This window comes from Rhodococcus sp. C-2 (assembly GCF_027854095.1).
Classification (GTDB): domain Bacteria; phylum Actinomycetota; class Actinomycetes; order Mycobacteriales; family Mycobacteriaceae; genus Rhodococcus_F; species Rhodococcus_F qingshengii.
Window position 1 is genome coordinate 195,275 of the sequence record NZ_JAQGFI010000007.1, and the last position, 24,335, is coordinate 219,609.

Consider the following 24,335-nt stretch of genomic DNA (forward strand, 5'->3'; position numbering starts at 1 on the left):
CCATCCTTCGCCGCGTAATGTGGCCGTGGTGGCCATCATTCATCGTGCGCAGCTGAATCCGTCCAAGAACGACCTGCTCCGAGCGTGGGTGCCCAAGCAGCCGTGGCTCGGGTCGGTCGACTGTTCGACGCTCGAACGCGTCGACGCCTATCGTTTCGACGACCCGGACGGTGAGGTCGGAATCGAGACGCACCTGATGCGCTCTGCCGACGGTCGAATTCTTCAGGTCCCGCTCACTTATCGTGGTGCTCCGCTGGACGGGGCGGAGACCGCGCTGATCGCGACCATGGATCATTCGGTACTCGGCGAACGGTGGGTGTACGACGCATGCTGTGATCCGGTCTACGTCAGCGCGGTGGCGACCGCGATTCTGACGGGTGGGGCCGGAGTCGAACTGGTCTTCGCGGACACCGCCGATCGCATCCCCGTGACGGCTCACGTAGTAGGCAGCGGTACGGCCGACGCTTCCGTACCGGCAGTGGAATCCGTGACCTGCTCGACAGTCGGCACCGACACGATCATCCGCGCGGGAAGCCTGGAACTGACTGTGGCGAGAGTGATCGACGCAGATCGAGTCTCGGACTCGGAGACGCTCACCGGAACCTGGCCGGGGCAAACGACACCTGCGTTGCTCGTGACTATCGCCTGAGCGTCAGCGGACTCCCTCGATGACACCGGGCATCGCGTCGAAGTCGAAGACACGCGCGTGCAGCACGACGCGGTTTCGCAGGGCCGAACGAACCGCTCGGTGCAGACCGTCCTCGAGGTAGAGAGTGCCGCGCCACTGCACTGCGTGCGGGAACAGATCGCCGTAGAAGGTCGAGTCCTCCGACAGCAGGCGATCGAGTTCGAGGACCTTCGTGGTGGTCACGATCTCGTCGAGTCGAACCTGACGTGGAGGGAACTTCGACCAGTCGCGTAGAGACAGTCCGTGATCGGGATACGGTTTGCCGTCCATCACGCCTTTGAAGATCATGTGCCGCCTTGTCCATGGTTGTGCGATCGACCTTTCGCCGATCTCACTCCACAGTAAGGGCAACAGCCGTCTCTGGCGCTCGGGCGATTAGACTGCCAGTGGAAACCGATGTGTAAATGTCGGCGTTCGTTCTTTTCAGGAAACGGAGGTGGCAACGATGTCGAGTACCGACGACAGGCGTTTCGAGGTCTTACGTGCAATCGTGGCCGATTACGTCTCCACCCAGGACCCGGTGGGATCCAAGGCACTGGTCGAGCGTCACAACCTCGGAGTGTCGAGCGCCACTGTGCGCAACGACATGGCATTCCTCGAGGCCGAGGGCTACATCGCCCAACCGCACACCAGTTCCGGCCGCGTCCCCACCGACAAGGGATACCGCGAATTCGTCGATCGCATCGCCGACGTCAAGCCCATGTCCGGGCCCGAGCGTCGAGCGATCCTCGAGTTCTTGGAGTCGGGTGTCGACCTCGACGACGTTCTGCGCCGCGGTGTGCGACTGCTCGCGCAACTGACCCGTCAGGTCGCGGTTGTCCAGTACCCGTCGCTGTCCGCGTCGTCGGTTCGCCACCTCGAGGTGGTCGCTTTGACGCCGGCGCGCCTGCTTCTCGTTCTCATCACCGATTCCGGCCGCGTCGATCAGCGAATCGTCGAACTCGGAGACGTCCTCGAAGACGAAGACCTTTCCCGGTTGCGCACGCTTCTCGGCGGAGCACTGGAAGGCAAGCGCCTGGCCGCCGCGTCGATTGCCGTGGCGGAACTGGCCGACGAGTCTCCGGCCGACCTTCGCGACGCCGTGATCCGCTCGGCAACGGTGCTGGTCGAGACCCTGGTCGAACATCCGGAAGATCGCCTCGTTCTGGGCGGAACCTCGAATCTCACGCGCAACGCCGCCGATTTCTCCGGTCTGGCCGGCTTCCCCGGTTCGCTGCGCGCAGTGCTCGAAGCACTGGAAGAGCAGGTAGTGGTCCTCAAACTGCTCGCTGCGACGCAGAACTCCGGCACGGTCACCGTTCAGATCGGTGAAGAGACGCAGGTCGAACAGATGCGCGGAACCTCCGTGATTTCGACTGGCTACGGCGCGGCCGGTACCGTTTTCGGTGGTGTCGGTGTGCTCGGACCCACTCGGATGGACTATCCGGGAACAATTGCATCGGTTGCCGCCGTTGCCAGATACATCGGCGAAGTTCTCTCCGAGCGATGACGGACGTCGACATTCGTCGGCACGCCTCCTCGCGAGGACTGAGGAAAACCTAGAAGTAAGAGAAGGACGAGAGACTCAACGTGGCACGGGATTACTACGGATTGCTCGGCGTCGACAAGAACGCGACAGACCAGGAGCTCAAGCGCGCTTACCGCAAGCTGGCACGCGAACTGCACCCGGACGTCAACCCTGACGAGGCGGCGCAGGCCAAGTTCAAGGAGATCTCGACGGCCTACGAGGTCCTGACCGACCCGGAGAAGCGTCGCATCGTCGATCTCGGCGGAGACCCACTCGAGTCCGGTGGTGGCGGCGGTGGTGGCTTCGGCGGCGGCTTCGGTGGCGGTGGCCTCGGCGACGTCTTCGAAGCATTCTTCGGCGGCGGTGGCGGCGCAGGTCGTGGGCCGCGCGGTCGCGTTCAGCCCGGAGCCGACTCGTTGCTTCGCACCAAGCTGACCCTCGCAGAATGTGCGACGGGAGTCAGCAAGCACGTGACCGTCGAGACGGCCATTCTGTGCGACAGCTGCACCGGAGCCGGAACCAACGGCGACTCCAAGCCTGTCCGCTGTGAGACCTGCAACGGTGCCGGCGAAGTTCAGTCCATCCAGCGCTCGTTCCTCGGTCAGGTCATGACCTCGCGTCCCTGCCCGACGTGCCGCGGTGCCGGTGAGACCATCCCGGATCCCTGCCACAAGTGTGGCGGCGACGGCCGAGTTCGGGCCAAGCGTGACATCACCGTGAAGGTTCCCGCGGGTGTCGCCGGTGGCATGCGTATCCGTTTGACCGCGCAGGGTGAAGTGGGCCCAGGCGGCGGACACCCCGGCGACCTCTACGTCGAGATCGTCGAGCAGCAGCACGACGTCTTCGTTCGAGACGGTGAAGACCTGCACTGCACGATCCGCGTTCCGATGGTCGACGCAGCGCTCGGTACGACTGTCACCGTCGACACCATCATCGACGGCCCCAAGGAAATCACCATCGAGCCAGGCACCCAGCCCGGACACGTTGCTGTTCTTCGCGGTCATGGCATGCCGAAACTGCGGTCGGGAGTGCGCGGCGACGTGCACGCTCACCTCGAGGTGGTCATCCCGAGCCGTCTCGATCACAAGCAGTCCAAGCTGCTCAAGGAATTCAAGCTGCTCCGCGATCGTGACGAGGCCGAGGTTGTCTCGACGGCCTCGCAGAACAGCGGTGGATTGTTCTCGCGTCTTCGCGAAGCATTCAGCGGCCGCTGACGGTGGCCGCAACGGTCTTCTTTCTCGACCCGGTTCCCGGCGTCGGTGAAATCGCAGTTCTGGACGGACAGGAGGGTCGCCACGCGGCCACTGTCCGCCGGATCGGCGTCGGTGAGCGATTGGTGTTGGCCGACGGCCGTGGCCGGGTGGCCGACGCCGAGGTGACGAGCGTCGGCAAGGACCGCCTGGAACTGTTGGTCAGTGAAGTTCAGGTTCTCGAGCAGCCCAAGCCGTTGGTGACCCTCGTTCAGGCACTTCCCAAGGCCGAGCGTTCCGAGTTGGCCGTCGAACTGGCGACCGAGGCGGGGATCGACGCGGTGATCCCGTGGCAGTCCTTGCGTTGTGTCGCCAAGTGGGAGGGCCCCAAGCTCGCCAAGGGCGTCGCACGCTGGCGAAGTGCGGCAGTGTCTGCGGCAAAGCAGTCCAGACGCGCGTTCGTCCCGGAAATTGCGGAACTGCACAAGACGCCGGCGGTGATCGCGTTGGTTCGTGACGCCGTTGCCCGTGGCGCTGTGGTTGCGGTGCTTCACGAATCGGCGACGACGCCGTTGGCCGGTTTGCCGCTGGCGAGCGCGGACGAGGTATTTCTGGTTGTCGGTCCCGAAGGTGGGCTCGACGATTCGGAGATCAGCGCGTTGTCGGAGGCCGGGGCCACTCCGGTGCTTCTCGGCCCGACGGTCCTGCGCACGTCGACCGCCGGGGCTGTTGCTCTGGGCGCGATCGGAGTGCTGACCGATCGCTGGGGACCACGGCCACTGCACTGATCTTGTTGTGATCCCGAGCTGAATCGGATCCGGCGCTCAGCGAAGTGTCAGATTTGCGCACTATCGTAAGGACGTCGGGGGTCGCCTTCGGCGTGAGTTGGTTCGGGGATTTCAGGAGGCCAGATGTTGTCACGTGCGCATATGCGAATCGTTGGAGCGGTGTGTGCCGCGGCGGCGTTGATGCTCGTCGCGGGGTGCACGGTCTCCACCGGAGACAACACGGGTTCCTCCAGCAGCGCAGTCACCACTACCCCGACCAGCGAGGCTCTAGTCACCGTCACCCCGGCGGACGGCGGAACTCCGGTGAGTCCACTCGACCCCATCGAGGTCCAGGTCGCGAAGGGAACACTGACGACCGTCGCGCTGACCAATCCCGAGGGTAAGGAAGTCGCCGGTATCACCACGCCGGACAAGACGTCCTGGAAACCGAGCGAACCACTCGGATACGGCAAGACCTACAAGTTGGTCGTCGACGCCGTCGACGCGAATGGTGTTGCCACGACCAAGAACACGACGCTGACCACCGTCGCGCCGAGTAACCAGACCCGGGCGTACATCAACACCACCGGTGGCGCCTCGATATCGGACGGTGGCACGTACGGTGTCGGCACCGTCGTCGCCGTTCATTTCGACGAGTTGATCGGTGACAAGGCCGCGGCCGAGAAGTCTCTGCTGGTCACAACCAATCCGCCCGTACAGGGTTCGTGGTACTGGGTCGACGGTCAGAACGTTCACTGGCGACCGCAGAACTACTACGCACCAGGCACGACGGTCTCGTTGAACGCGAACATCTACGGCAAGCAACTCGGCAACGGACTGTACGGCCAGCAGGACGACACCGTGTCCTTCAAGATCGGCGACTCCCACGTCTCGGTCGCCGACGACAACACCAAGATGGTGACCGTCTACGAAAACGGTCAGGTGATCAAGGAAATGCCGACCTCGATGGGAATGGGCGGCACCGAGACGATCGGCGGCACGACGCTCTCGTTCTGGACCCAGCCCGGCACGTACACCGTGATGGACAAGGCCAACCCCGTCATCATGGATTCGTCGACCTACGGTCTGCCGATCAACTCGCGCCTCGGCTACAAGGAATCCATCAACTGGGCCACCCGCATCAGCACCGACGGTATCTATCTTCACGAGTTGGAGAGCACCGTCTGGGCGCAGGGAAACACCGACACCTCGCACGGTTGCCTCAATCTCAGTGCGGCCAATGCCAAATGGTTCTTCGATTTCTCGCAGCCGGGAGATGTCGTCGAGATCAAGAACACCGGCGGCGCTCCGCTGGAGGTGTGGCAGAACGGCGACTGGACCCTTTCCTGGGCAGACTGGGCCGCAGGCAGCGCCCTCGCCTGAGATAGATTTCCTCGGTGCCTCGATTCAAGATTCCGTACGGCCGACACGAGCAGCAGTTCGGGCATCTCTACGTTCCCGACGGAGTCGCTGACGGCCCGATCCCGGTCGTCATGCAGATCCACGGCGGCTTCTGGAGCGGGCAGTACGGATTGACTCTGGGCACCGCATTTGCCGTCGAACTCGCGCGGCACGGCGTCGCGGTGTGGAACATCGAATACCGCCGTCTCGGGGCGGGCGGTGGTTGGCCGGAGATGTCCGCCGACGTGAAAACGGCGTACGACGAAATCCCCGGACTGGTTGCCGGGAAGTCCTCGGCCGAATTGGATCTGAATCAGATTCGCTTGCTCGGGCATTCGGCCGGAGGACATCTTGCAGTGTGGCTGGCGGGGGAGAAGGACACGTTCACCCGGCCTGAACGGGTCATCGCACAGGCGGCCGCACTCGATCTGGCGTCGGCAGGCGAGCGTGGACGACGGATCAGCTTCATCGAGGATCTGTTCGGCGTTCCGTTCGACGCGGACCCGGATCTGTATCGCAGTGCGTCGCCGCAGCATCGATTGCCGATCGGCGTCCCCGTTGTGTGCGTCACGGGTGCGGACGATCTGCAGGTGCCGGCCAAGGTGAGCTCCCGGTACGCGAAAGCCGCGGAAGCGGCTGGTGATCCCGTGGCACTGCGTGTGATCGAGGGCGAAGGACACGACGCGTTTCTCTCACCCTCGACCGAGTCGTGGCGGGTCTCCCGCGAGTTGGTTCTCGCCGAAGACCCGCTGGCTCCGTGCACGTCAGACTGACGCGGGGTCTACTTCCACAGGGGCCTTCTTGCCCGGCAGGATGAACGCCACGACAACTGCCCCCACGAACAGTGCAAGACCGCCCGCCCAACTGGCCGCCGAAATCGCGTCGGCGTAGGCACTGCCTGCGGCGTCGAGCAACGGCCCTGCCTGAGCTGCAGCCAACGGGTTGCCTGCCATCTCTTCGGCGACCAACGAAGCGCCGCCGACGGATTCGCCCGACACCTCCATCGCGTACGCGGCCTGTTGCGCAAGTTCGCCCGTCAACTGCGGAACCTGCATTCCATTGATGAATCCGGCAATCGAATCCTTGTAGCTCGCAGCGAGGATCGAGCCGAGGATCGCGATACCCAGCGAGCCGCCGAGTTCGATGGCGGTGTCGTTGAGGCCACCCGCAGCACCGAGATCGTCCTCGGAGAAGTTGTCCATGATGGCGTCGGTGGCCGGCGGTTCGCTGAGACCGATGCCCAGGCCGAGCAGGATCAGTGGGACTGCGAACATCCAGTAGCCCGAATCGCCGTCGACCTGCGTGAGAATCAGAACGCCGATCGCGGCGACCACCATGCCGCCGACGATGGATGCCCGGACGCCGATCAGCGGAGTGATCCGCCCACTGACAACGGCGCCGATCGAAACGGCAATTGCCAAGGGCAGCAGACGAACACCGGTTTCGAGTGCGCCGTAGCCGAGGATGAACTGGAACTGCTGTGAGATGAAGTAGATGGCGCCGAAGGCGGCCAGGAACAGCAGAAGTACGGCGAGCGTCGCGCCGCCGACCATGCGCTGGCCGAGCTTACGGACGTCGAGCAGTGGCTGCGGGTGACGCAGTTCCCAGACGACGAACGAGACGAGGCCGATCGCAGCGAGTACGGCGGCACCGATGGGTCCGCCGGTCCACCCGAAGTGGAATCCGTTGATGATCGAGTACACGAGCGAGCCGATGGTGACCACCGAGAGTGCGCCGCCGATCCAGTCGATCCGGCCCAGGTGCTCGGCCTTGCTCGGCGGCACCAGAAATACGGCGGCGACGGCAGCGACTGCGGCGATCGGGACGTTGATCAGGAAAGTGATGCTCCAGGAATGACTGTCGAGAATCCATCCGGCCAACAGCGGACCGAGTGCAATCGCGAGACCCGATGTCGCCGCCCACGCCGCGATGGCGCGTGATCGCTCCGCTTTGGGAAAGGTAGCGACCAGAAGCGAAAGCGTCGCGGGCATGATGATCGCGGCGCCGACGCCCATGATCATTCGTGCCGCGATGACGGCGTTGGTGGTGTCCGCGATGCTGCCGAAGACGGCGCCGCCGGCGAACACGGCCAGTCCGGCGAGAAGTGCGCCGCGGCGACTGTACTTGTCACCGATCACGCCGAACAGCAGCATCAATGCGGCGTAGGGAACGGTGTAGCCGTCGATGACCCATTGAAGTTGCGTGCTGGTGAGGCCGAGGTCTCTGGTCATGTCCGGCGCCGCGACGATCAGCGCGGTATTCGCCATCACGACGATCAGCAGACTCAGGCACAACACCCCGAGCGCGGCCCACCGCCGTGAGTACGGCTGGTCCATCTCCGAGACAGGTTTGCTCATGAGTGTCGTCATGACGCGACTCCGTTCCTGATGATCGAAGACACTCCTCGATCTATTTGCACACTGATGTGTAAGTTAATAACTTGCACACCGATGTGCAACTATGATTGACCTAGATCACAGTTGGGCAGTCGAAAGAGGTGGAACGCGCGTTGACGCATTCGGGCACAGTCGTTTCGGGAACTGCCGAATCGGGCGGACGGCAGCGTCGTAGTCAGGCCGCGGCCAATCGCAATCGCATCATCGAGGCGGCGATCACGGCGTTCGCTGCTGATCCGGATGCGAGCATGGACGACGTCGCAAAGGCCGCCGGTGTGGTCAGGCGAACCGTGTACGCGCACTTCGACAGCCGAGAGGCGCTGATCAACGGCATCGTGGACGAGGCGTCGACCGATCTCGTAGCTGCGCTGAGCCAAGCCGGCGAGCCGCCCGAGCGCCCGGATCTGGCGACTGCCGTACTGGCATTGCTGTCATGGCCGGTCGGTGATCGCTTCCGGATGCTGCTCAGCTTTGCTCGCAAAGAGTTGGGGGAGCAGCGGATTCTCGATCTGATGGAGCCCGCGCGTGCCGTGAGTATCAGCGTCGTCGAGCGCGGTCAGCGTGACGGAACCTTCTCGAAATACCTGCCGGCCGAGACTCTGGTAGCGATGACCGAGGCGATCACGATCACTTTGTTCGATCAGGCCAACAGTGGGCTCATCACGGACTCGGGCGAATCCTTTGCCGCCGTGTGCCTGGTCATCGCGGGTATCAGTCCGGACAGAAGCTCCGAGATCGTCGCCGAAGCGTCGGAGTGGATCCGCGAATCGCTGCCGTCCGGTCGCCGCGAGGATTAGGCCGGGACGATTAACAAGTGGGCCGTGTCCGACTCTGGCGCTAGACTTCGAAGTATCGAGGCTCACGAGTCGAGTGGGCTGATCGGACCAGAAAGCAGGCCATATTCACCACGTGAGTGAACACAGTGAACTCGACGGGAACCGTGTAACCACCATCACCGAGCGCGCTCTGCCCGCAGAGCGCACCGTCCGTTCGAGTATGGATCTGGCGCCGGAGACCGTGCGTCAAGTCCTGGGGGCGACGGACGAGAATCTCACCGCGATCGAACGTGAGCTTCGTGCCGACATTCATGTACGTGGCGGAACCATCTCCTTGTCGGGGACGGCTGCAGACGTGGCGCTGGCAGAACGTGTGTTCAGTGAATTGGCGTCGCTGGCCGGTCGAGGGCAGCCCATTGCCCCGGACGCTGTTCGACGAACCATCGGCATGCTCACCAACGAGGTCGGCGAGTCTCCGGCCGAGGTGCTCTCCCTGGACATTCTTTCGCGTCGGGGCAAGACGATTCGGCCGAAGACCCTCAACCAGAAACGCTACGTCGACGCCATCGACGAGAACACCATCGTGTTCGGAGTCGGCCCGGCCGGTACCGGCAAGACCTACCTCGCCATGGCCAAGGCCGTTCAGGCGTTGCAGGCCAAGCAGGTCTCTCGGATCATCTTGACCAGGCCGGCAGTCGAGGCCGGCGAGCGACTGGGCTTTCTGCCCGGCACGCTGCACGAGAAGATCGATCCGTATCTCCGCCCGCTGCACGACGCATTGCACGACATGATGGATCCCGAGGCGATTCCGAAGTTGATGCAGGCCGGAGTCATCGAGGTCGCTCCGCTCGCCTACATGCGTGGCCGGACGCTCAACGACGCCTTCATCATCTTGGACGAAGCGCAGAACACCACGGCCGAGCAGATGAAGATGTTCCTGACCCGCCTCGGGTTCGGTTCCAAGATCGTGGTCACCGGAGACGTGACCCAGGTCGATCTGCCGGGCGGGGCCCGTTCGGGTCTGCGCGCGGCATCCGAAATCCTCACCGGGATCGACGATATTCATTTCGCCACTCTCGACAGCAGCGACGTCGTACGTCATCGGCTGGTCTCTCACATCGTCGACGCTTACGAGCGTCACGAATCGGATCGGTCCGGCGAGTTGGCGGTCGGAAACCGGGCGCAGCGCCGCGCTGCACATGCTCATTCACCGCGACGGTAGGCTGAGCGACGCATCAACCCCTACTTTTCCCAGGAAAGAGCGTCGCACATGAGCATCGAGGTCTCGAACGAATCGGGCATGGACATCTCCGAACCGGAGTTGATCAGCGTTGCCCGTTTCGTGATCGCTCGGATGGATGTCCATCCGGCGGCCGAGCTGTCGATGGTTCTCGTCGACTCCGCGACGATGGCGGATCTGCACGTTCGCTGGATGGACCTGCCGGGCCCGACCGACGTCATGTCGTTCCCGATGGACGAACTCGAGCCTGGTGGCCGTCCCGATTCCCCCGAGCCGGGGCCGTCGATGCTCGGCGACATCGTGCTGTGTCCGTCTTTTGCCGCGGATCAGGCTGACAAGGCCGGGCATTCGCTGGCTCACGAACTTGCCCTCCTGACCGTCCACGGTGTGTTGCACCTTCTCGGCTACGACCATGCGGAGCCGGAAGAGGAGAAGGAGATGTTCGGCTTGCAGAACAGCCTCCTCGAAGAGTGGTACGAAGACCTTCGCCGTATCGACCGCGAAGCAGCACTGGCCGAACGCGATCAGAAGCTGCTCGGTAAGACCGGTTTCGTCGACGGAGTGGACCGATAACAGTTATCCGGGGGTTCTGTAGTGAGTAGCGCCATAGCGCTCTTTGTTCTGGCGATTGCTCTTGTCCCGGTCGGTGGTGTGTTCGCGGCCGTCGACTCGGCGCTCAACACCATTTCGTCGGCGCGGATCGACGAGATGGCAAAGGAAGAGCGAGCCGGCGCCGCGCGAGTGCAACGCATCCTGACCGATCGCCCGCGATACGTGAATCTGATGGTCCTGCTTCGCATTTTGTGCGAGATCACGGCCACCGTCGTACTCGTGGGCGGCCTGATCGACGTCCTCTCGCTGGGCTGGGCGCTGACCGTCACCGCGGTGATCATGGTTCTCGTCTCGTACGTGGTCATCGGCGTCGGACCGAGAACGCTTGGGCGCCAACATGCGTACTCCATCGCGATGGCCGCGTCGCTGCCACTGCTGTGGATCGGGGTTCTGCTCGGGCCGATCAGTCGCGTCCTGATCCTCGTGGGTAACGCATTGACCCCGGGTAAGGGCTTCCGCAACGGCCCGTTCGCGTCGGAAATCGAGTTGCGTGAACTCGTGGACATGGCGCAGGAACGTGGCGTCGTGGCCGACGAAGAACGCCGAATGATCCAGTCCGTCTTCGAACTCGGAGACACGTCGGCGCGCGAGGTGATGGTGCCCCGCACCGACATGGTGTGGATCGAGAACGACAAGAATGCCGGGCAGGCAACGTCGTTGGCCGTCCGCAGTGGTCACTCGCGCCTGCCGGTCATCGGGGAGAACGTCGACGACGTGCTCGGTGTCGTCTACCTCAAGGATCTGGTCAAGCAGACCTACCACCTGCCCGACGGCGGCCGGAACGTCAACGTCTGCGACGTCATGCGGCCCGCCGTCTTCGTTCCCGACTCGAAGCCGCTCGACAGCTTGCTGGCCGAGATGCAGCGCGACCGCAACCACATGGCGATACTCGTCGACGAGTACGGCGGAATCGCCGGGCTCGTCACGATCGAGGACGTCATCGAAGAGATCGTCGGTGAGATCGCCGACGAATACGACGAGGACGAGACGCCGCCCATCGAGGATCTCGGTGACGGAATGTTCCGCGTATCCGCGAGACTTCCCATCGAAGACCTCGGTGAATTGTTCGATCTCGAACTCGAACTCGACGAGGTGGAGACCGTCGGCGGGCTGATCGGATACGTACTCGGCCGAGTGCCACTTCCCGGTTCCGAAGTGGAGTACGACGGTTTGATCCTGCGCGGCGAGGGAACCAATACGGGCCGAGGCCGGGTACGCATCAGCACGGTGTTCGTGCAGCGCATCCCGCCGTCCGAAGACGAAGAGACAGAAGACACCGATGACTGAGCGAGAGTTCAGCGAGGAGCAGTTATGAGCAAGAACGAATTCCGGTCAGGCTTCGTGTGTTTCGTGGGTCGACCCAATACGGGCAAGTCCACGCTGACCAACGCGTTGGTCGGCAGCAAGATCGCGATCACGTCCTCGCGCCCGCAGACGACGCGCCACACGATTCGCGGCATCGTTCACCGCGAGCATGCGCAGCTGATCCTGGTGGACACCCCTGGACTGCACAAGCCCCGCACTTTGCTCGGGCAGCGCCTCAATGACCTGGTTCGCGACACGTACTCCGAGGTCGACGTCATCTGCCTGTGCATCCCGGCTGACGAGGCCATCGGGCCCGGAGACCGCTGGATCGTGCAGCAGGTCCGTCAGATGGCGCCCAAGACCAAGCTTGTCGGCATCGTGACCAAGATCGACAAGGTCAGCCGCGACGCCGTCGGAAAGCAGTTGCTCGCGCTGTCCACCCTGCTCGGCCCCGAATCCGAGGTCGTTCCGGTGTCCGCGAAGTCGGGTGAACAGGTCGAGATCCTGGTCGACGTCCTCGCCGGTCTGATGGACGAGGGCCCGGCCTTCTACCCGGACGGCGAATTGACGGACGAGCCCGAAGAGGTGCTCATGGCCGAACTGATCCGTGAGGCTGCGCTCGAGGGGCTCGGCGAAGAATTGCCGCACTCTCTGGCTGTGGTGATCGAGGAGGTCATCCCGCGTGAGGGTCGCACCGAGAAGCAGGGCGAGATGCTCGACGTGCATGCGTTGCTCTACGTCGAGCGGCCCAGTCAGAAGGGCATCGTCATCGGTAAGGGCGGAGCGCGTCTGCGGGAAGTCGGTACCAGTGCGCGCCTGCAGATCGAGAAGCTGCTCGGTGTGCGGATCTTCCTGGAGCTGCACGTCAAGGTCGCCAAGGACTGGCAGCGCGACCCGAAGCAGCTCGGCCGGCTGGGCTTCTAGGGCCGGAGGACCCTGAGGATCGCCGCGCCGATGTCCTGCTCGTCGACGCCGGTGGCCAGGCGTCGGAGTTGGAGGCCGGTGATGACGGCGACGAGCGTCGATGCAATCGACTCCGGATCAGGTACACCGAGTGCCGTCAGAATCGTGACGGTCAAATCGTCGTAGGCGGCAAAGCATTCGACGGCGACTTCGTGGAGTTCGTGGTCGCGCCCGGCGGCGATGTACATCTCGAACGGCGCGATCCGCTCGGCCGAGAACGAAAGATCTCGCGTCACCTTTTCGGCTATTGCCGCGGCGTCCTCGACGCTCAGACCTTTGTCGCGGTACTCCTCGGCCAAGGCGCGCAGGCGCGTCGTCTCGTCTGTCACGAAACGAGACAGAGCAGCGCGGAGCATGTCCGACTGGCTCGCGAAGTGATACGTGATCGATCCGAGTGAGACGCCGGCCTGCGCGGCGATGCGCCGGTTGCTCACACCCGGGATGCCGTCGGTACCGACGACGTGCAGAACGGCGTCGAGTATTCGCTCGCGAACGTCCCGGTTACTCATCGGGTCACCACCACGGCTCGGGTCGGACCTGATCCCAACGCAGGACCGATTCCAACTGTGAAGCGAGGGAGACCAACAGAGGTTCGGTGTTCTCGTTGCCCATCAACTGCGCACCGATGGGCAGGCCGGCCTTGCTGAATCCGGCCGGCACGTTGACCGAGGGCCAGCCGAGGACGTTCCACGGCCACGCGTAGGGGCAGGCGCCGGTCATGACCTTGTCGGTGTCCCAGCCACCGATGCCGTCGATCGCGGTCGCCATGATCGGTGGAGTTGCCGTCGTGGGTGCCAGGACGACGTCGTAGGTGTCGAAGATCGCTCCGATCCGCTTTCGCATCCGCGGCTCGGCCGCGCGGGCCGCGCGCAGAGGTGCGCCGCGAAGTAGCTTGCCGTTCTGGGCATTTCCGCGTGTTCTGGCATCGACCAGTTTCGGGTCGGGAACGCGTCCGAGCCAGTCGTGGACCCCGACGAGCGAGCGGGGCAGAAAGTTCAGGCCGAAGATCAGGCCGTATGCGGGATCGTCGACGACGACGTGGTGTCCGAGTTCCCGCAGCGTTTCGGCGATCGAATGCACGGCCAGGCGCACTTCCGGGTCCAGCTTCACGGGAGTGGCGGTGAACGGATTACGAAGGGAAAGAGCGATTTTCAGCTTTCCGGGGTCGCGTCCCACCGCGTCGCTGACCGTCACCGGTGTCGGCTTGTGGAGGTCGCCGTCGTGGTTGCCGGCAGCGACGTCGAGCAACAGTGCCGCGTCGGCGACGGTGCGAGCGAGCGGTCCGTTGACCGTCAGGCCGTAGAACGCTTCGGCGTCGGGCCAGGTTGAGATGCGCCCGCGCTGCGGTTTGATTCCGACGAGGTTGGTCCAGGCCGCGGGGATTCGGATGGAACCGGCTCCGTCGGAACCGATTCCGGCGCTGACCAATCCGGCGGCGACGGCCGCGGCGGTGCCGCCCGACGATCCGCCTGGAGTGTGGTGACGCGACCACGGATTGCGCGTGTAACCGAAGGCTGAACCGCTCGTGAGCGGCCACTGGCCCAATTCCGGGCTGTTGGTCTTGCCCACGATCACTGCGCCGGCGTCGCGGAGGCGTCGAATCATCTCCGAGCCCTCGGTCTTGGCCGGGAAATCGCCAGGGCAACCGAAGGCCGTGGGTTCGCCGGTGATGTCGACGTCGTCCTTCACTGCGATCGGCACGCCGAGAAGAGGTAGGCGCTCGCCGAGTGCGAGACGCCTGTCGGCCTCGGCAGCTTCCTCGAGTGCCTTCTCGCGCCGCACGATCTTGAACGCATTGAGGTGAGGCTGAGTGGCCTCGATCCGGCTCAGCGTTGCCTCCGTGGCCGCGACGGACGAGGTGGCGCCCGAGGCCAGACTCGCAACCTGGTCGACAAGACCGGGGGCGAGATCGTGGTCGGTTCGAGAAGTCATCAGGTTCCCTTCGCAAAACTGTTCGTTCGAACGAACAGTAACTTGTTTCAGTATTAGTGAACTTCGGTTTCGCGTCAAGATCGCGTCAAGACGCCAGGTCAGTGCGTAAGCGGATCGTCAGAGACGCGGAATCGGCCTTTCCGGAGGTCGAAGCTGAGAGAGCGCATCCGGTCGAGGGCGACCGCGCGTCATGGCTGCGATGCACAGCAGCACGGCAAAAGATTTCGAAGAGGGAAGCTCATGGCCGATCTGGCCTACGTTGCTCTGATTCTCGGCGGTTTTCTCGTGTGCGCGCTGGTACTGCGCGCCCTACAGGCGAGCGCTCCCAAATGACGGTTGCCGGTGTGGTCAGCGTGGTTCTGATCGCCGTCGCCGCGGCATTGGTCATTTACCTGCTCGTTGCACTCGTAGATCCTGAGAGGTTCTGATGTCGCCCGCTCTTGCAGCCGGCCTGCAGATCGCTTTTGTCCTCGTCGTTCTGGCAATCGCCTACGTTCCGGTGGGCGACTACATGGCGCGTGTTTACTCGTCGACGCGAGATCTTCGGGTCGAGAGTGTGATCTACCGCGTCGGTCGGATCGACTCCAGGGCCGAGCAGACGTGGTACGGCTACGCCGCAAGCGTTCTCGGATTCTCGCTGGCCAGCGCATTGTTCCTGTACTTCCTGCAACGGATTCAGGGAGTACTGCCGCTGAGTGACGGTCTGTCCGGGGTCAGTCCTGCCGTAGCGTTCAACACCGCGATTTCGTTTGTGGCGAACACCAACTGGCAGTCGTACACGCCGGAAACGACGATGAGCAACTTCGTTCAGCCCGTCGGTCTGGCGGTGCAGAACTTCGTCTCGGCAGCGGTCGGCATGGCGGTGGCCATCGCATTGGTTCGCGGCTTCATTCGGGTGGCCAGGGGCGGCGAGATCGGCAACTTCTGGGTCGATCTGACGCGTGGTTCTCTGCGCATCCTCCTCCCGTTCTCATTCGTGATCGCCCTGATCCTGTTGAGCCAGGGAGTGATCCAGTCGTTCCACAGCGGTTTCGCCTCCACCGGCCTCGACGGCAATGCGGTCACCAATGCACTGGCCCCCGTCGCGTCCCAGGAAGCGATCAAGGAACTCGGCACCAACGGTGGCGGGATCTTGGCTGCCAACTCGGCGCACCCGTTCGAGAACCCCACCCCGTTGAGCAATGTCGTCGAGATCCTGGCGATCCTGTTGATTCCGGTCTGCCTCACCCGAACGTTCGGAACTCTCGTCGGGGATCGTAGGCAAGGCCTCACCCTGCTGGCAGTGATGGGAATCCTGTGGAGCGGGCTGCTCGCAGTCACGCTCGCTGCCGAATCCGGCGCACGCGGTGTTGCCGCCACAGCAGCTGGTTCGATGATGGAGGGCAAGGAAGTTCGCTTCGGAATCCCCGGATCGGCGTTGTTCGCGGTGGCGACCACGGGAACGTCGACGGGCGCGGTGAACTCGGCCCACGACAGCATGTCCCCCCTCGGCGGCGGCGCGGTCCTGCTCAACATGTTGCTCGGCGAAATTGCGCCAGGTGGAGTCGGAACCGGCCTCTACGGGATTCTTGTGCTGGCATTGATCGCAGTGTTCGTCGGCGGACTGCTGGTCGGTCGCACGCCCGAATATCTCGGCAAGAAGTTGGGTCGACGCGAGATCACCCTTGCGGCGCTGTCGATTCTGGTCATGCCCGCGCTGGTCTTGATCGGTACCGCCATCACCGTCATCCTCGGTTCGACCACCGGTTATCAAGGCAATGGGGGAGATCCGGGTACGCCGGGATCGATCCACGGGTTCAGTGAGGTGCTTTACGCCTTCGCCTCCGCCTCGAACAACAACGGCAGCGCCTTCGGCGGTCTGACGGTCACCAGCGACTGGTTCCAGTCGTCTCTCGGAATCTGCATGCTTCTCGGCCGATTCCTGCCGATCATCTTCGTTCTCGCTTTGGCCGGTGCTCTTGCCTCGCAGAAGAAGGTGGCGCCGACGGCCGGCACCCTCCCGACGTCCGGACCGATGTTCACGGGTTTGTTGACCGGCACCGTCGTTCTTGTTGCTGCACTTACATTCTTCCCGGCCCTCGCGCTGGGCCCGCTAGCGGAGGCTCTTCAATGACCGTGCGTATCAGTGAGAAACCCGTGGTAGCGCAAGACGCTGCCGACAAGGTTGATCCAGGGCAGTCCCGTCAAGTACACGCAGGCGTTTTCAACCCGCGGCAGATGATCACCGCGTTGCCGGGGGCCGTGCGCAAACTCGACCCACGCCACCTCGCCCGCAACCCGGTCATGTTCGTGGTGTTCGTCGGTTCCGTCATCACCACTGTCATGGCGATCGCCGATCCCTCGGTGTTCTCCTGGGTGATCACCCTGTGGCTCTGGTTCACGGTGATCTTCGCGAACCTCGCCGAATCCGTGGCCGAAGGGCGCGGCAAGGCGCAGGCGGCGAGCCTGCGAAAGGTGAAGCAGGACACCACAGCACATCGGATCACGATGAGCGGTGCGATCGAATCGGTTTCCGGCACCGAACTGGTGGTCGGCGATCGGGTGATAGTGGTTGCCGGCGAGGTCATCCCCGGCGACGGCGACGTGGTCGAAGGTATTGCCTCCGTAGACGAATCGGCGATCACCGGTGAATCCGCGCCGGTGGTCCGTGAATCCGGTGGTGACCGGTGCGCCGTCACCGGTGGTACGACGGTTCTCTCGGACCGCATCGTCGTGGAAATCACCGCAGCACCGGGCAGTTCGTTCGTGGACCGGATGATCGCGCTCGTCGAGGGTGCTTCACGTCAGAAGACACCCAACGAGATTGCGCTCAACATCCTGCTCGCGTCGTTGACCGTCATCTTCCTCCTCGCCGTCGTAGCCATCGGCCCGATGGGCTTGTACGCGGGGCACGAGCAGGATCCGATCAAGCTGATCGCACTTCTCGTCTGCCTGATCCCGACGACCATCGGAGCGCTGCTCTCGGCGATCGGTATCGCGGGCATGGACCGCCTCGTCCAGCGCAACGTTCTCGCGATGTCGGGGCGCGCGGTGGAAGCTGCGGGCGACATCGACACCCTGTTGATGGACAAGACCGGAACCATCACTTTCGGTAACCGCCGGGCCACCGCACTCCATCCGGCGCCCGGTGTATCCGCCGACGATCTTGCTGCGGCAGCTCGCTTGTCGAGCCTTGCCGACGGAACTCCCGAGGGACGGAGCATCGTCGAGCTGTGCGCAGCGGAGTTCGGTCTCGCTGCCGAGCCGACGCTGGACGAGGAACGCGCAGAGTTCGTTCCGTTCACGGCACAAACCCGGATGAGCGGACTCGACCACTCCGGACGCCAAATCCGAAAGGGTGCAGCAGATGCGGTGATGAACTGGGTCGTCAGTGGCGGTGGACACGCGGAGAGCGCGGTGACCGACACCGTGGGCGACATCGCCCAAGCGGGCGGAACGCCGCTGGTAGTTGCCGTCAAGCATGGTGAGAGTACCTCGATCCTCGGCGTGATCGCGTTGTCCGACGTCGTCAAGCCGGGAATGGCTGACAGGTTCGCCGAACTCCGGGCGATGGGTATTCGCACGATCATGATCACCGGCGACAATCCGTTGACCGCGAAGGCGATTGCCGACGAGGCGGGCGTCGACGACTTCATGGCGGAGGCCACCCCGGAAGACAAACTGGCCCTGATCCGGAAGGAACAGGAAGGCGGACGTCTCGTCGCGATGACCGGTGACGGGACCAATGATGCTCCCGCCCTTGCCCAGGCCGATGTCGGGGTCGCGATGAACACGGGAACCTCGGCAGCCAAAGAGGCCGGGAACATGGTCGATCTCGACTCCGATCCCACCAAGCTGATCGAGGTGGTGGAAATCGGCAAGCAATTGCTGATCACCCGCGGCGCGTTGACCACATTCTCGTTGGCGAACGACCTGGCGAAGTATTTCGCAATCCTGCCGGCCTTGTTCAGCGGCATCTACCCGCAGCTGGACGCGTTGAACATCATGCGTCTCGCCACCCCCGAATCGGCGATCGTCTCGGCCGTGATCTTCAACGCCTTGGTGATCATCGGTTTGATTCCGTTGGCACTCAAGGGTGTTCGATACCGACCGTCGACGGCATCGCAGTTGCTCGGACGTAACTTGCTCGTCTACGGTCTCGGCGGTGTGATCACACCGTTCGTCGGTATCTGGTTGATCGATCTCGTCGTACGTTTGATTCCTGGAATTGGGTGACCTGACATGCGTTTCACTATCGGTTTTGCCAAACAGGTGTGGGCGGGTTTGCTCGTATTGCTCGCGCTCACCGTCGTTCTCGGTGTGGTCTATCCCGCCGCGGTGTGGGGTGTCAGCCGGATCAGCTCCGGATCTGCCGAAGGCTCACCGGTCACCGATGCCGCCGGTTGCGTGGTCGGCAGTGCCTGGGTGGGTGTCGATCCGCAGGTCGCCGAAGGGCAGCAGGACCCGTTCTTCCACAATCGTGTTGTCGGATCCGTTTCGGACGAGGATCCGTTTGCCACCGGTGATCCCGCTGCGGCACTGCCGTCCAACCAGGGGCCGAGCAGCGAGATTCTGGCCGGATTCGTCATCGAGCGCCGGGCAGCCATCGCGGCACGTGAAGGTGTCGACCCGGCATCGGTTCCCGTCGACGCAGTCACCGGTTCGGGCTCGGGTATCGATCCCCACATCAGTCCGGCGTACGCCGAACTGCAGGTCGCGAGGGTGGCGGCGAACAACGGCATCTCGGAAGACCAGGTGCGGGACTTGGTGGCCGAGCACACCGACGGTCGGCAACTCGGATTTCTAGGAGCCGAGAGAGTCAACGTCCTGGAATTGAACCTGGCACTCGGATTGACGGCACCTACGTGTGCTGCACCGACGACTGGTGGATGATTGTCACGTGAGTTCTTCGGAGAAGGTCGGTCAATCTTTCGGTAGGGCACGCAAACGTGGTGAATTGCGTATCTACCTCGGCGCTGCGCCTGGCGTCGGAAAGACCTTCGCGATGCTCGGTGAGGCTCATCGGCGTCGAGATCGTGGCTGTGACGTGGTCGCGGCCGTCGTGGAGACACACGGCCGCGCCCGCACCGCGGCGCAGATCGGAGACCTCGAAACAGTGCCGCCCAAGCTGGTGGATTATCGCGGAACACGGATGCCGGAACTGGACGTCGAGGCCGTGTTGGCTCGGCGTCCGGCCCTTGTCCTGGTGGACGAGTTGGCACATACCAACACGCCAGGGAGCAAGAATCACAAGCGCTGGCAGGACGTACAGGAACTGCTCGAAGCCGGGATCGACGTTCTGTCCACGGTCAACGTGCAACACCTCGAAAGCCTCAACGACGTTGTCGCGCACATCACCGGCGTGGTTCAGCAGGAGACGGTTCCGGACGCGGTAGTGCGTAGTGCGGCGCAGGTCGAGCTGGTCGACATCACCCCGGAGGCGCTGCGCCGCAGACTTTCTCACGGAAACGTGTATTCACCGGAACGGGTCGATGCGGCCTTGGGCAATTACTTCAGACGCGGAAACCTCACGGCGCTACGCGAACTGGCACTGCTGTGGGTGGCCGATCAGGTGGACGCCGCACTGGCGAAATACCGGGCCGAGAACAAGATCACCGATACCTGGGAGGCGCGCGAGCGTGTCGTCGTTGCCGTGACCGGGGGACCGGAGTCGGAAACCCTGGTACGACGCGCATCTCGAATCGCGTCGAAGTCGAGCGCCGAGCTGATGGTGGTCCACGTCGTACGCGGTGACGGACTCACCGGCGTCTCGGCCCCAGAGATGGGCAAGGTGCGCGCGTTGGCTGTCGGAGTCGGCGCCACGCTTCACACCGTTGTCGGTGACGACGTACCGTCGACGCTCCTCGAGTTCGCGCGTGAGGAGAACGCCACACAGTTGGTGCTGGGAACGTCGCGGCGTTCCCGCCTGGCTCGCATCCTCGACGAGGGGATCGGCGCTGCGGTGGTTCAGCAGTCCGGTGGTATCGACGTTCACATGGTCACGCACGAGGAAGCGACGGCGCGACGACGCATTTCGGTGCTGGGGCGCTCGGAGCGCCGGGTCCTGTCGTGGATTGCGGCGATCGTCGTGCCTTCGCTCGCGGCCGCGATCATGGGTCTCGTCGACCGAATCTCCGGGGTCAACGGCGAGAACGCGCTGTTCTTCGTCGTGGTCGTTCTGGTCGCCCTCCTCGGCGGCGTCGGCCCGGCGATATTGTCGGCCCTGATCTCGGGACTGCTGCTCAATTACTTCTTCACCGATCCGCGGTACAGCTTCACCATCGCCGAACCTGACAACTTCATCACCACTGTCGTGCTGTTGATCGTGGCTGTGGCAGTTGCCGTTCTGGTCGACGCCGCAGCAAAGCGCGCCCGCGAGGCGAAGCGCGCATCCGAGGAAGCCGAACTGCTCACACTGTTCGCGGGATCAGTTCTCCGCGGAGCGGATCTGTCGACACTTCTGGCGAAGGCACTCGAAATCTATCGCCAGCGAGGGGTTTCCGTCATTCATCACGACGACGGAGTCATCGCCGCCGTGGGTACGCAGCCGCCGACCACGGACGACGAAGCGGATACGGTCTGTGAGGTCAACGACGGGGAATACGCGCTGTTGTTGGCTGGGCCCGACCTGAGTGCGCGGGATCGACGAGTGCTGACGGTGGTGGCTCACCAAGCAGTTGGGATGATCCGCCAGGAGAAACTGACAGTCGAGGCGAGCAAGGCTGCCGCGCTCACCGAGGCTGATCAACTGCGTCGAGCCCTGCTGTCAGCGGTAAGCCATGACCTGCGAACGCCTCTCGCCGGAGTGAAGGCGGCGGTGTCGAGTCTGCGCAGCGACGACATCGAGTTCTCGCCCGAAGACACCGCTGAATTGTTGGCAACCATCGAGGAGTCGGCGGATCAGTTGACGGCGCTGGTCGGGAACTTGCTCGACTCGTCCCGACTTGCCGCCGGGGTGGTGAAACCCACGCTGCGGCCGGTGTATCTGGACGAGGTGGTTCACCGCGCGTTGCTGGGCCTCGGCATCGGTGGACGCTCGGATTCGCGGGCTCGAAGTGTAGTCGTCGACGTGGGTACCGTTGCAGTGCAGGCAGATCAAGGTCTGCTCGAGCGGGTGATTGCGAACATCGTCGACAACGCTCTGCGCTACGGGGGAGAAACCCCGGTGCGCGTCGGGGCGGCGCAACTCGGTGATCGTGTGGTGATCAGTGTTGCCGATACGGGCCCAGGTGTTCCGCGAGGTGAGGCCGAAACGATGTTCCAGCCGTTCCAACGGATGGGAGATCGCGACAACACCGGCGGAGTGGGCCTCGGACTTTCCGTGGTGCGCGGATTTGTCGATGCGATGGGCGGAACGGTCAGCGCCACAGACACACCTGGTGGGGGATTGACGATGATCGTGGAGTTGGCTGCGGCCGGTACGAATGGGAATGGATCATGAGTCGAATCCTGGTAGTGGACGACGAACCGCAGATTCTGCGAGCTCTGCGTATCAATCTTTCGGTGCGCGGGTACGAGGTGGTGACCGCGTCGACGGGCGCCGGTGCCTTGCGGGCTGCTGCCGAGCGTCCACCGGACGTCGTGGTACTCGATCTCGGACTGCCCGACATGGACGGCACCGAAGTGCTTGCCGGCCTGCGTGGCTGGTGCACGGCGCCGGTCATCGTGCTGTCGGCGCGCACGGATTCCGCGGACAAGGTCGAGGCTCTCGACGCCGGTGCGGACGACTACGTCACCAAGCCCTTCGGGATGGACGAGTTTCTGGCCCGCGTGCGCGCTGCGGCGAGGCGGGGAACCTCCGCGGCGGACACTTCGGAACCGTCGGTCGAGACCGCGTCCTTCACGGTGGACTTGGCTGTGAAAACAGTGAGTCGGCGCGGTGAACAGGTGCACCTGACTCCGACCGAGTGGGGCATGCTCGAGATGCTTGTGCGCAACCGCGGAAAGCTGGTCGGGCAGAAGGAGTTGCTTCGGGAAGTGTGGGGACCGGCGTACGACACCGAGACCCACTATCTACGTGTCTACCTGGCTCAACTTCGTCGGAAGCTCGAGGATGACCCGGCGAACCCCAAGCATCTGATCACCGAGGCAGGAATGGGTTATCGATTCGTGGTGTGAGAAGCCAGGTCAGAGCACAACTACCAATTTGCCACGTGCCGTACCGGCTTCCATCTTGGCATGTGCTCGCGCGATGTCCTCGAACGCGAACACCTCGTCGATCGGTACCACCGCCTCGCCTGACGCCACAGCGGAGAGGAAGTCTTGCAGTACGCCGGCAGGCAGGTCGGACGCGTCCCCACCGTACGAGGTCAATCGCACTCCGCGTGGAATGTAGTCGATCGGATAAAAGTCTTTGACTGTCCACTCGTTGGACAGCATTCCCGTGAAACACACGGTGCCGTGAACGCGGGTCGCGCGCAACGTGTCGGGAAGTGTTGGTGTTCCGACCAATTCGAGGGCCAGATCAACACCGCCCGGGAGGATGTCTCGAACCTGGCCGGCCACAGCACCGTCGTCGACGATAACGTGGTCAACCCCGATCGCGGTCAACGACGACGCTTTGTTCGCATCTCGGGTGGTCGCAAGGACAGTGAGTCCCCACTGCTTCGCCAGGACTGCGGTTGCCATGCCGACCGAGGAGGTTCCTCCCCGGATCAACAGGGATTGACCGGATTTCGCGTCCAGTCCTACCGTCAGCGAGCCGTAGGACGTCTGCAGCATCTCGGGAACAGCTCCCACTGTCGACCAGTCCAGTTCGCTCGAGAAGGGAACGACCTGACTGACGGGAACGCACGTGTACTCGGCATAACCGCCGTCGAACGTCCTCCCCATCCCACCCATCATGGCGGCGACTTGCCGGCCTTCGGTGAGCTCCCCGCCGGGGCAGTTCACCACTTCGCCGACGGCCTCGATGCCCAGCACCCTCGGGAATGTCACGCCTTCGGCGAGGCCGAGGCGGGTGTGAAGTTCGGATCGATTGAGGCCGAAAGCCTTCACCCGGACCAGTACCCAGCGCGCAATCGGCACGGGTATCGGAATCACTTTGATAGTCAATGCTTCTGGCGGGCCGGGGGCGTCGAGCACGATTGCGCGCATTGTGTCGGTCATGCTTTTTCCTTCGTGGTCGGTGTCAGGTTTCGATTGGCTTCACGCAGCGTGGCCAGTGTGGCGCCGAATCGATCGAGAGCGTCGGGCGTCAGCACGGAACCGAGACGGCGCTCCAATTCGCCGTCGAACGTTGCCTTCGCCCGCCGCAACAGCTCATTGCCCTCGGGAGTCAACTCGATGAGTGAGGATCGTTTGTCGGTGGGATTGGATTTTCGACGGCAGTGTCCAGCCGCTTCGATTCGATCCACCAGCTTGCTCGTGCCACCGACGGTGATCGCGAGGGCCTCGGCGATGTCGAAGACCCGACAGGAGCCGAGCCTGTCGATGATCTGCATCGGCTCGAATCGACTCAGTGGCAGGTCGTGCTCGATTCGGAGTCGCTGGTCGACGGCCGTCCACAGTTCGGTTTCGAAGCGGACGAGGTTGTCGAAGTGCCTGCTCAGGGCTGATCTGGTCACGAGCAGACTCCGA

The 24,335-nt window shown here is 63.5% G+C and carries 23 protein-coding genes; 17 read left to right on the forward strand and 6 right to left on the reverse strand.

Annotated features, from left to right (window positions below; all coding sequences use genetic code 11):
* Nucleotides 1-28: 28 nt before the first annotated feature.
* Complete coding sequence (locus PCS43_RS17005) at nucleotides 29-649, forward strand: CG0192-related protein (protein WP_065352966.1); 621 nt, start codon at nucleotides 29-31, stop codon at nucleotides 647-649.
* Nucleotides 650-652: 3 nt separating this feature from the next.
* Here PCS43_RS17005 and PCS43_RS17010 read toward each other — a convergent pair whose 3' ends face one another.
* Nucleotides 653-976: a type II toxin-antitoxin system VapB family antitoxin gene (locus PCS43_RS17010; RefSeq protein ID WP_003944521.1), complete on the reverse strand. Its 324-nt coding sequence runs from the start codon at nucleotides 974-976 to the stop codon at nucleotides 653-655.
* 157 nt (nucleotides 977-1,133) lie between these two features.
* Between PCS43_RS17010 and hrcA the strand changes: the two genes are divergently transcribed.
* The 5 genes from hrcA to PCS43_RS17035 all read left to right on the forward strand — a co-directional run bounded on the left by hrcA (nucleotide 1,134) and on the right by PCS43_RS17035 (nucleotide 6,326).
* On the forward strand, nucleotides 1,134-2,177 hold the full coding sequence (hrcA, locus tag PCS43_RS17015; protein WP_003944583.1) for a heat-inducible transcriptional repressor HrcA: 1,044 nt from the start codon (nucleotides 1,134-1,136) through the stop codon (nucleotides 2,175-2,177).
* An 80-nt stretch (nucleotides 2,178-2,257) separates the two neighbouring features.
* Nucleotides 2,258-3,409, forward strand: a complete 1,152-nt coding sequence (gene dnaJ, locus PCS43_RS17020) for a molecular chaperone DnaJ (protein ID WP_003944460.1) — start codon at nucleotides 2,258-2,260, stop codon at nucleotides 3,407-3,409.
* A gap of 2 nt (nucleotides 3,410-3,411) precedes the next feature.
* A complete protein-coding gene (locus PCS43_RS17025; protein ID WP_209909100.1) occupies nucleotides 3,412-4,173 on the forward strand; it encodes a 16S rRNA (uracil(1498)-N(3))-methyltransferase in 762 nt (253 codons plus the stop codon).
* Nucleotides 4,174-4,296: 123 nt separating this feature from the next.
* On the forward strand, nucleotides 4,297-5,535 hold the full coding sequence (locus PCS43_RS17030) for a L,D-transpeptidase (protein WP_209909097.1): 1,239 nt from the start codon (nucleotides 4,297-4,299) through the stop codon (nucleotides 5,533-5,535).
* A gap of 14 nt (nucleotides 5,536-5,549) precedes the next feature.
* Entirely contained in the window at nucleotides 5,550-6,326 is a 777-nt protein-coding gene (locus PCS43_RS17035; protein WP_065352637.1) for an alpha/beta hydrolase family protein, read from the forward strand.
* Here PCS43_RS17035 and PCS43_RS17040 read toward each other — a convergent pair.
* Nucleotides 6,318-7,922 (reverse strand): MFS transporter, encoded by a 1,605-nt coding sequence (locus tag PCS43_RS17040; protein WP_065352636.1) that lies wholly within the window; start codon nucleotides 7,920-7,922, stop codon nucleotides 6,318-6,320. The genes PCS43_RS17035 and PCS43_RS17040 overlap by 9 nt on opposite strands.
* A gap of 128 nt (nucleotides 7,923-8,050) precedes the next feature.
* Here PCS43_RS17040 and PCS43_RS17045 point away from each other — a divergent pair, with 128 nt between their 5' ends.
* The 5 genes from PCS43_RS17045 to era all read left to right on the forward strand — a co-directional run bounded on the left by PCS43_RS17045 (nucleotide 8,051) and on the right by era (nucleotide 12,806).
* On the forward strand, nucleotides 8,051-8,746 hold the full coding sequence (locus tag PCS43_RS17045; RefSeq protein ID WP_007731067.1) for a TetR/AcrR family transcriptional regulator: 696 nt from the start codon (nucleotides 8,051-8,053) through the stop codon (nucleotides 8,744-8,746).
* Nucleotides 8,747-8,858: 112 nt separating this feature from the next.
* Entirely contained in the window at nucleotides 8,859-9,947 is a 1,089-nt protein-coding gene (locus tag PCS43_RS17050) for a PhoH family protein (RefSeq protein WP_054826182.1), read from the forward strand.
* A 48-nt stretch (nucleotides 9,948-9,995) separates the two neighbouring features.
* The gene (gene ybeY / locus PCS43_RS17055; protein WP_003944525.1) at nucleotides 9,996-10,538 is read left to right on the forward strand and encodes an rRNA maturation RNase YbeY; all 543 of its coding nucleotides are present in this window, start codon (nucleotides 9,996-9,998) and stop codon (nucleotides 10,536-10,538) included.
* Nucleotides 10,539-10,559: 21 nt separating this feature from the next.
* The gene (locus tag PCS43_RS17060; protein WP_003944509.1) at nucleotides 10,560-11,864 is read left to right on the forward strand and encodes a hemolysin family protein; all 1,305 of its coding nucleotides are present in this window, start codon (nucleotides 10,560-10,562) and stop codon (nucleotides 11,862-11,864) included.
* A gap of 24 nt (nucleotides 11,865-11,888) precedes the next feature.
* Complete coding sequence (era, locus tag PCS43_RS17065; protein WP_003944451.1) at nucleotides 11,889-12,806, forward strand: GTPase Era; 918 nt, start codon at nucleotides 11,889-11,891, stop codon at nucleotides 12,804-12,806.
* Here era and PCS43_RS17070 read toward each other — a convergent pair.
* Together PCS43_RS17070 and PCS43_RS17075 are read right to left on the reverse strand one after the other, a co-directional pair.
* Nucleotides 12,803-13,354: a TetR/AcrR family transcriptional regulator gene (locus PCS43_RS17070; RefSeq protein WP_030536607.1), complete on the reverse strand. Its 552-nt coding sequence runs from the start codon at nucleotides 13,352-13,354 to the stop codon at nucleotides 12,803-12,805. The genes era and PCS43_RS17070 overlap by 4 nt on opposite strands.
* A gap of 4 nt (nucleotides 13,355-13,358) precedes the next feature.
* Nucleotides 13,359-14,777: an amidase gene (locus PCS43_RS17075; protein WP_209909094.1), complete on the reverse strand. Its 1,419-nt coding sequence runs from the start codon at nucleotides 14,775-14,777 to the stop codon at nucleotides 13,359-13,361.
* A gap of 329 nt (nucleotides 14,778-15,106) precedes the next feature.
* Between PCS43_RS17075 and kdpF the strand changes: the two genes are divergently transcribed.
* From kdpF to PCS43_RS17105, 6 genes are read left to right on the forward strand one after another with little or no spacing between them, the layout of a single operon-like run.
* On the forward strand, nucleotides 15,107-15,205 hold the full coding sequence (kdpF, locus tag PCS43_RS17080; RefSeq protein ID WP_007731078.1) for a K(+)-transporting ATPase subunit F: 99 nt from the start codon (nucleotides 15,107-15,109) through the stop codon (nucleotides 15,203-15,205).
* On the forward strand, nucleotides 15,205-16,890 hold the full coding sequence (gene kdpA, locus PCS43_RS17085) for a potassium-transporting ATPase subunit KdpA (RefSeq protein WP_003944472.1): 1,686 nt from the start codon (nucleotides 15,205-15,207) through the stop codon (nucleotides 16,888-16,890). The genes kdpF and kdpA overlap by 1 nt, the downstream gene beginning before the upstream one ends.
* Complete coding sequence (kdpB, locus tag PCS43_RS17090) at nucleotides 16,887-18,992, forward strand: potassium-transporting ATPase subunit KdpB (RefSeq protein ID WP_007731079.1); 2,106 nt, start codon at nucleotides 16,887-16,889, stop codon at nucleotides 18,990-18,992. The genes kdpA and kdpB overlap by 4 nt, the downstream gene beginning before the upstream one ends.
* Nucleotides 18,993-18,998: 6 nt before the next feature.
* Nucleotides 18,999-19,649 carry a potassium-transporting ATPase subunit C gene (locus PCS43_RS17095; protein WP_007731080.1) on the forward strand — a complete coding sequence of 217 codons (651 nt, stop codon included), beginning with the start codon at nucleotides 18,999-19,001 and terminating at the stop codon, nucleotides 19,647-19,649.
* 7 nt (nucleotides 19,650-19,656) lie between these two features.
* Nucleotides 19,657-22,197: a sensor histidine kinase gene (locus PCS43_RS17100; protein ID WP_003944466.1), complete on the forward strand. Its 2,541-nt coding sequence runs from the start codon at nucleotides 19,657-19,659 to the stop codon at nucleotides 22,195-22,197.
* Nucleotides 22,194-22,874: a response regulator gene (locus tag PCS43_RS17105; RefSeq protein WP_208690501.1), complete on the forward strand. Its 681-nt coding sequence runs from the start codon at nucleotides 22,194-22,196 to the stop codon at nucleotides 22,872-22,874. The genes PCS43_RS17100 and PCS43_RS17105 overlap by 4 nt, the downstream gene beginning before the upstream one ends.
* Nucleotides 22,875-22,883: 9 nt before the next feature.
* Here the strand turns inward: PCS43_RS17105 and PCS43_RS17110 are convergent, their stop codons facing one another.
* Both PCS43_RS17110 and PCS43_RS17115 read right to left on the reverse strand, forming a co-directional pair.
* The gene (locus PCS43_RS17110; protein ID WP_007731081.1) at nucleotides 22,884-23,864 is read right to left on the reverse strand and encodes a zinc-binding alcohol dehydrogenase family protein; all 981 of its coding nucleotides are present in this window, start codon (nucleotides 23,862-23,864) and stop codon (nucleotides 22,884-22,886) included.
* Nucleotides 23,861-24,322: a MarR family winged helix-turn-helix transcriptional regulator gene (locus PCS43_RS17115; RefSeq protein WP_007731082.1), complete on the reverse strand. Its 462-nt coding sequence runs from the start codon at nucleotides 24,320-24,322 to the stop codon at nucleotides 23,861-23,863. Before PCS43_RS17115 ends, PCS43_RS17110 begins: the two co-directional genes overlap by 4 nt.
* Nucleotides 24,323-24,335 lie beyond the last annotated feature (13 nt).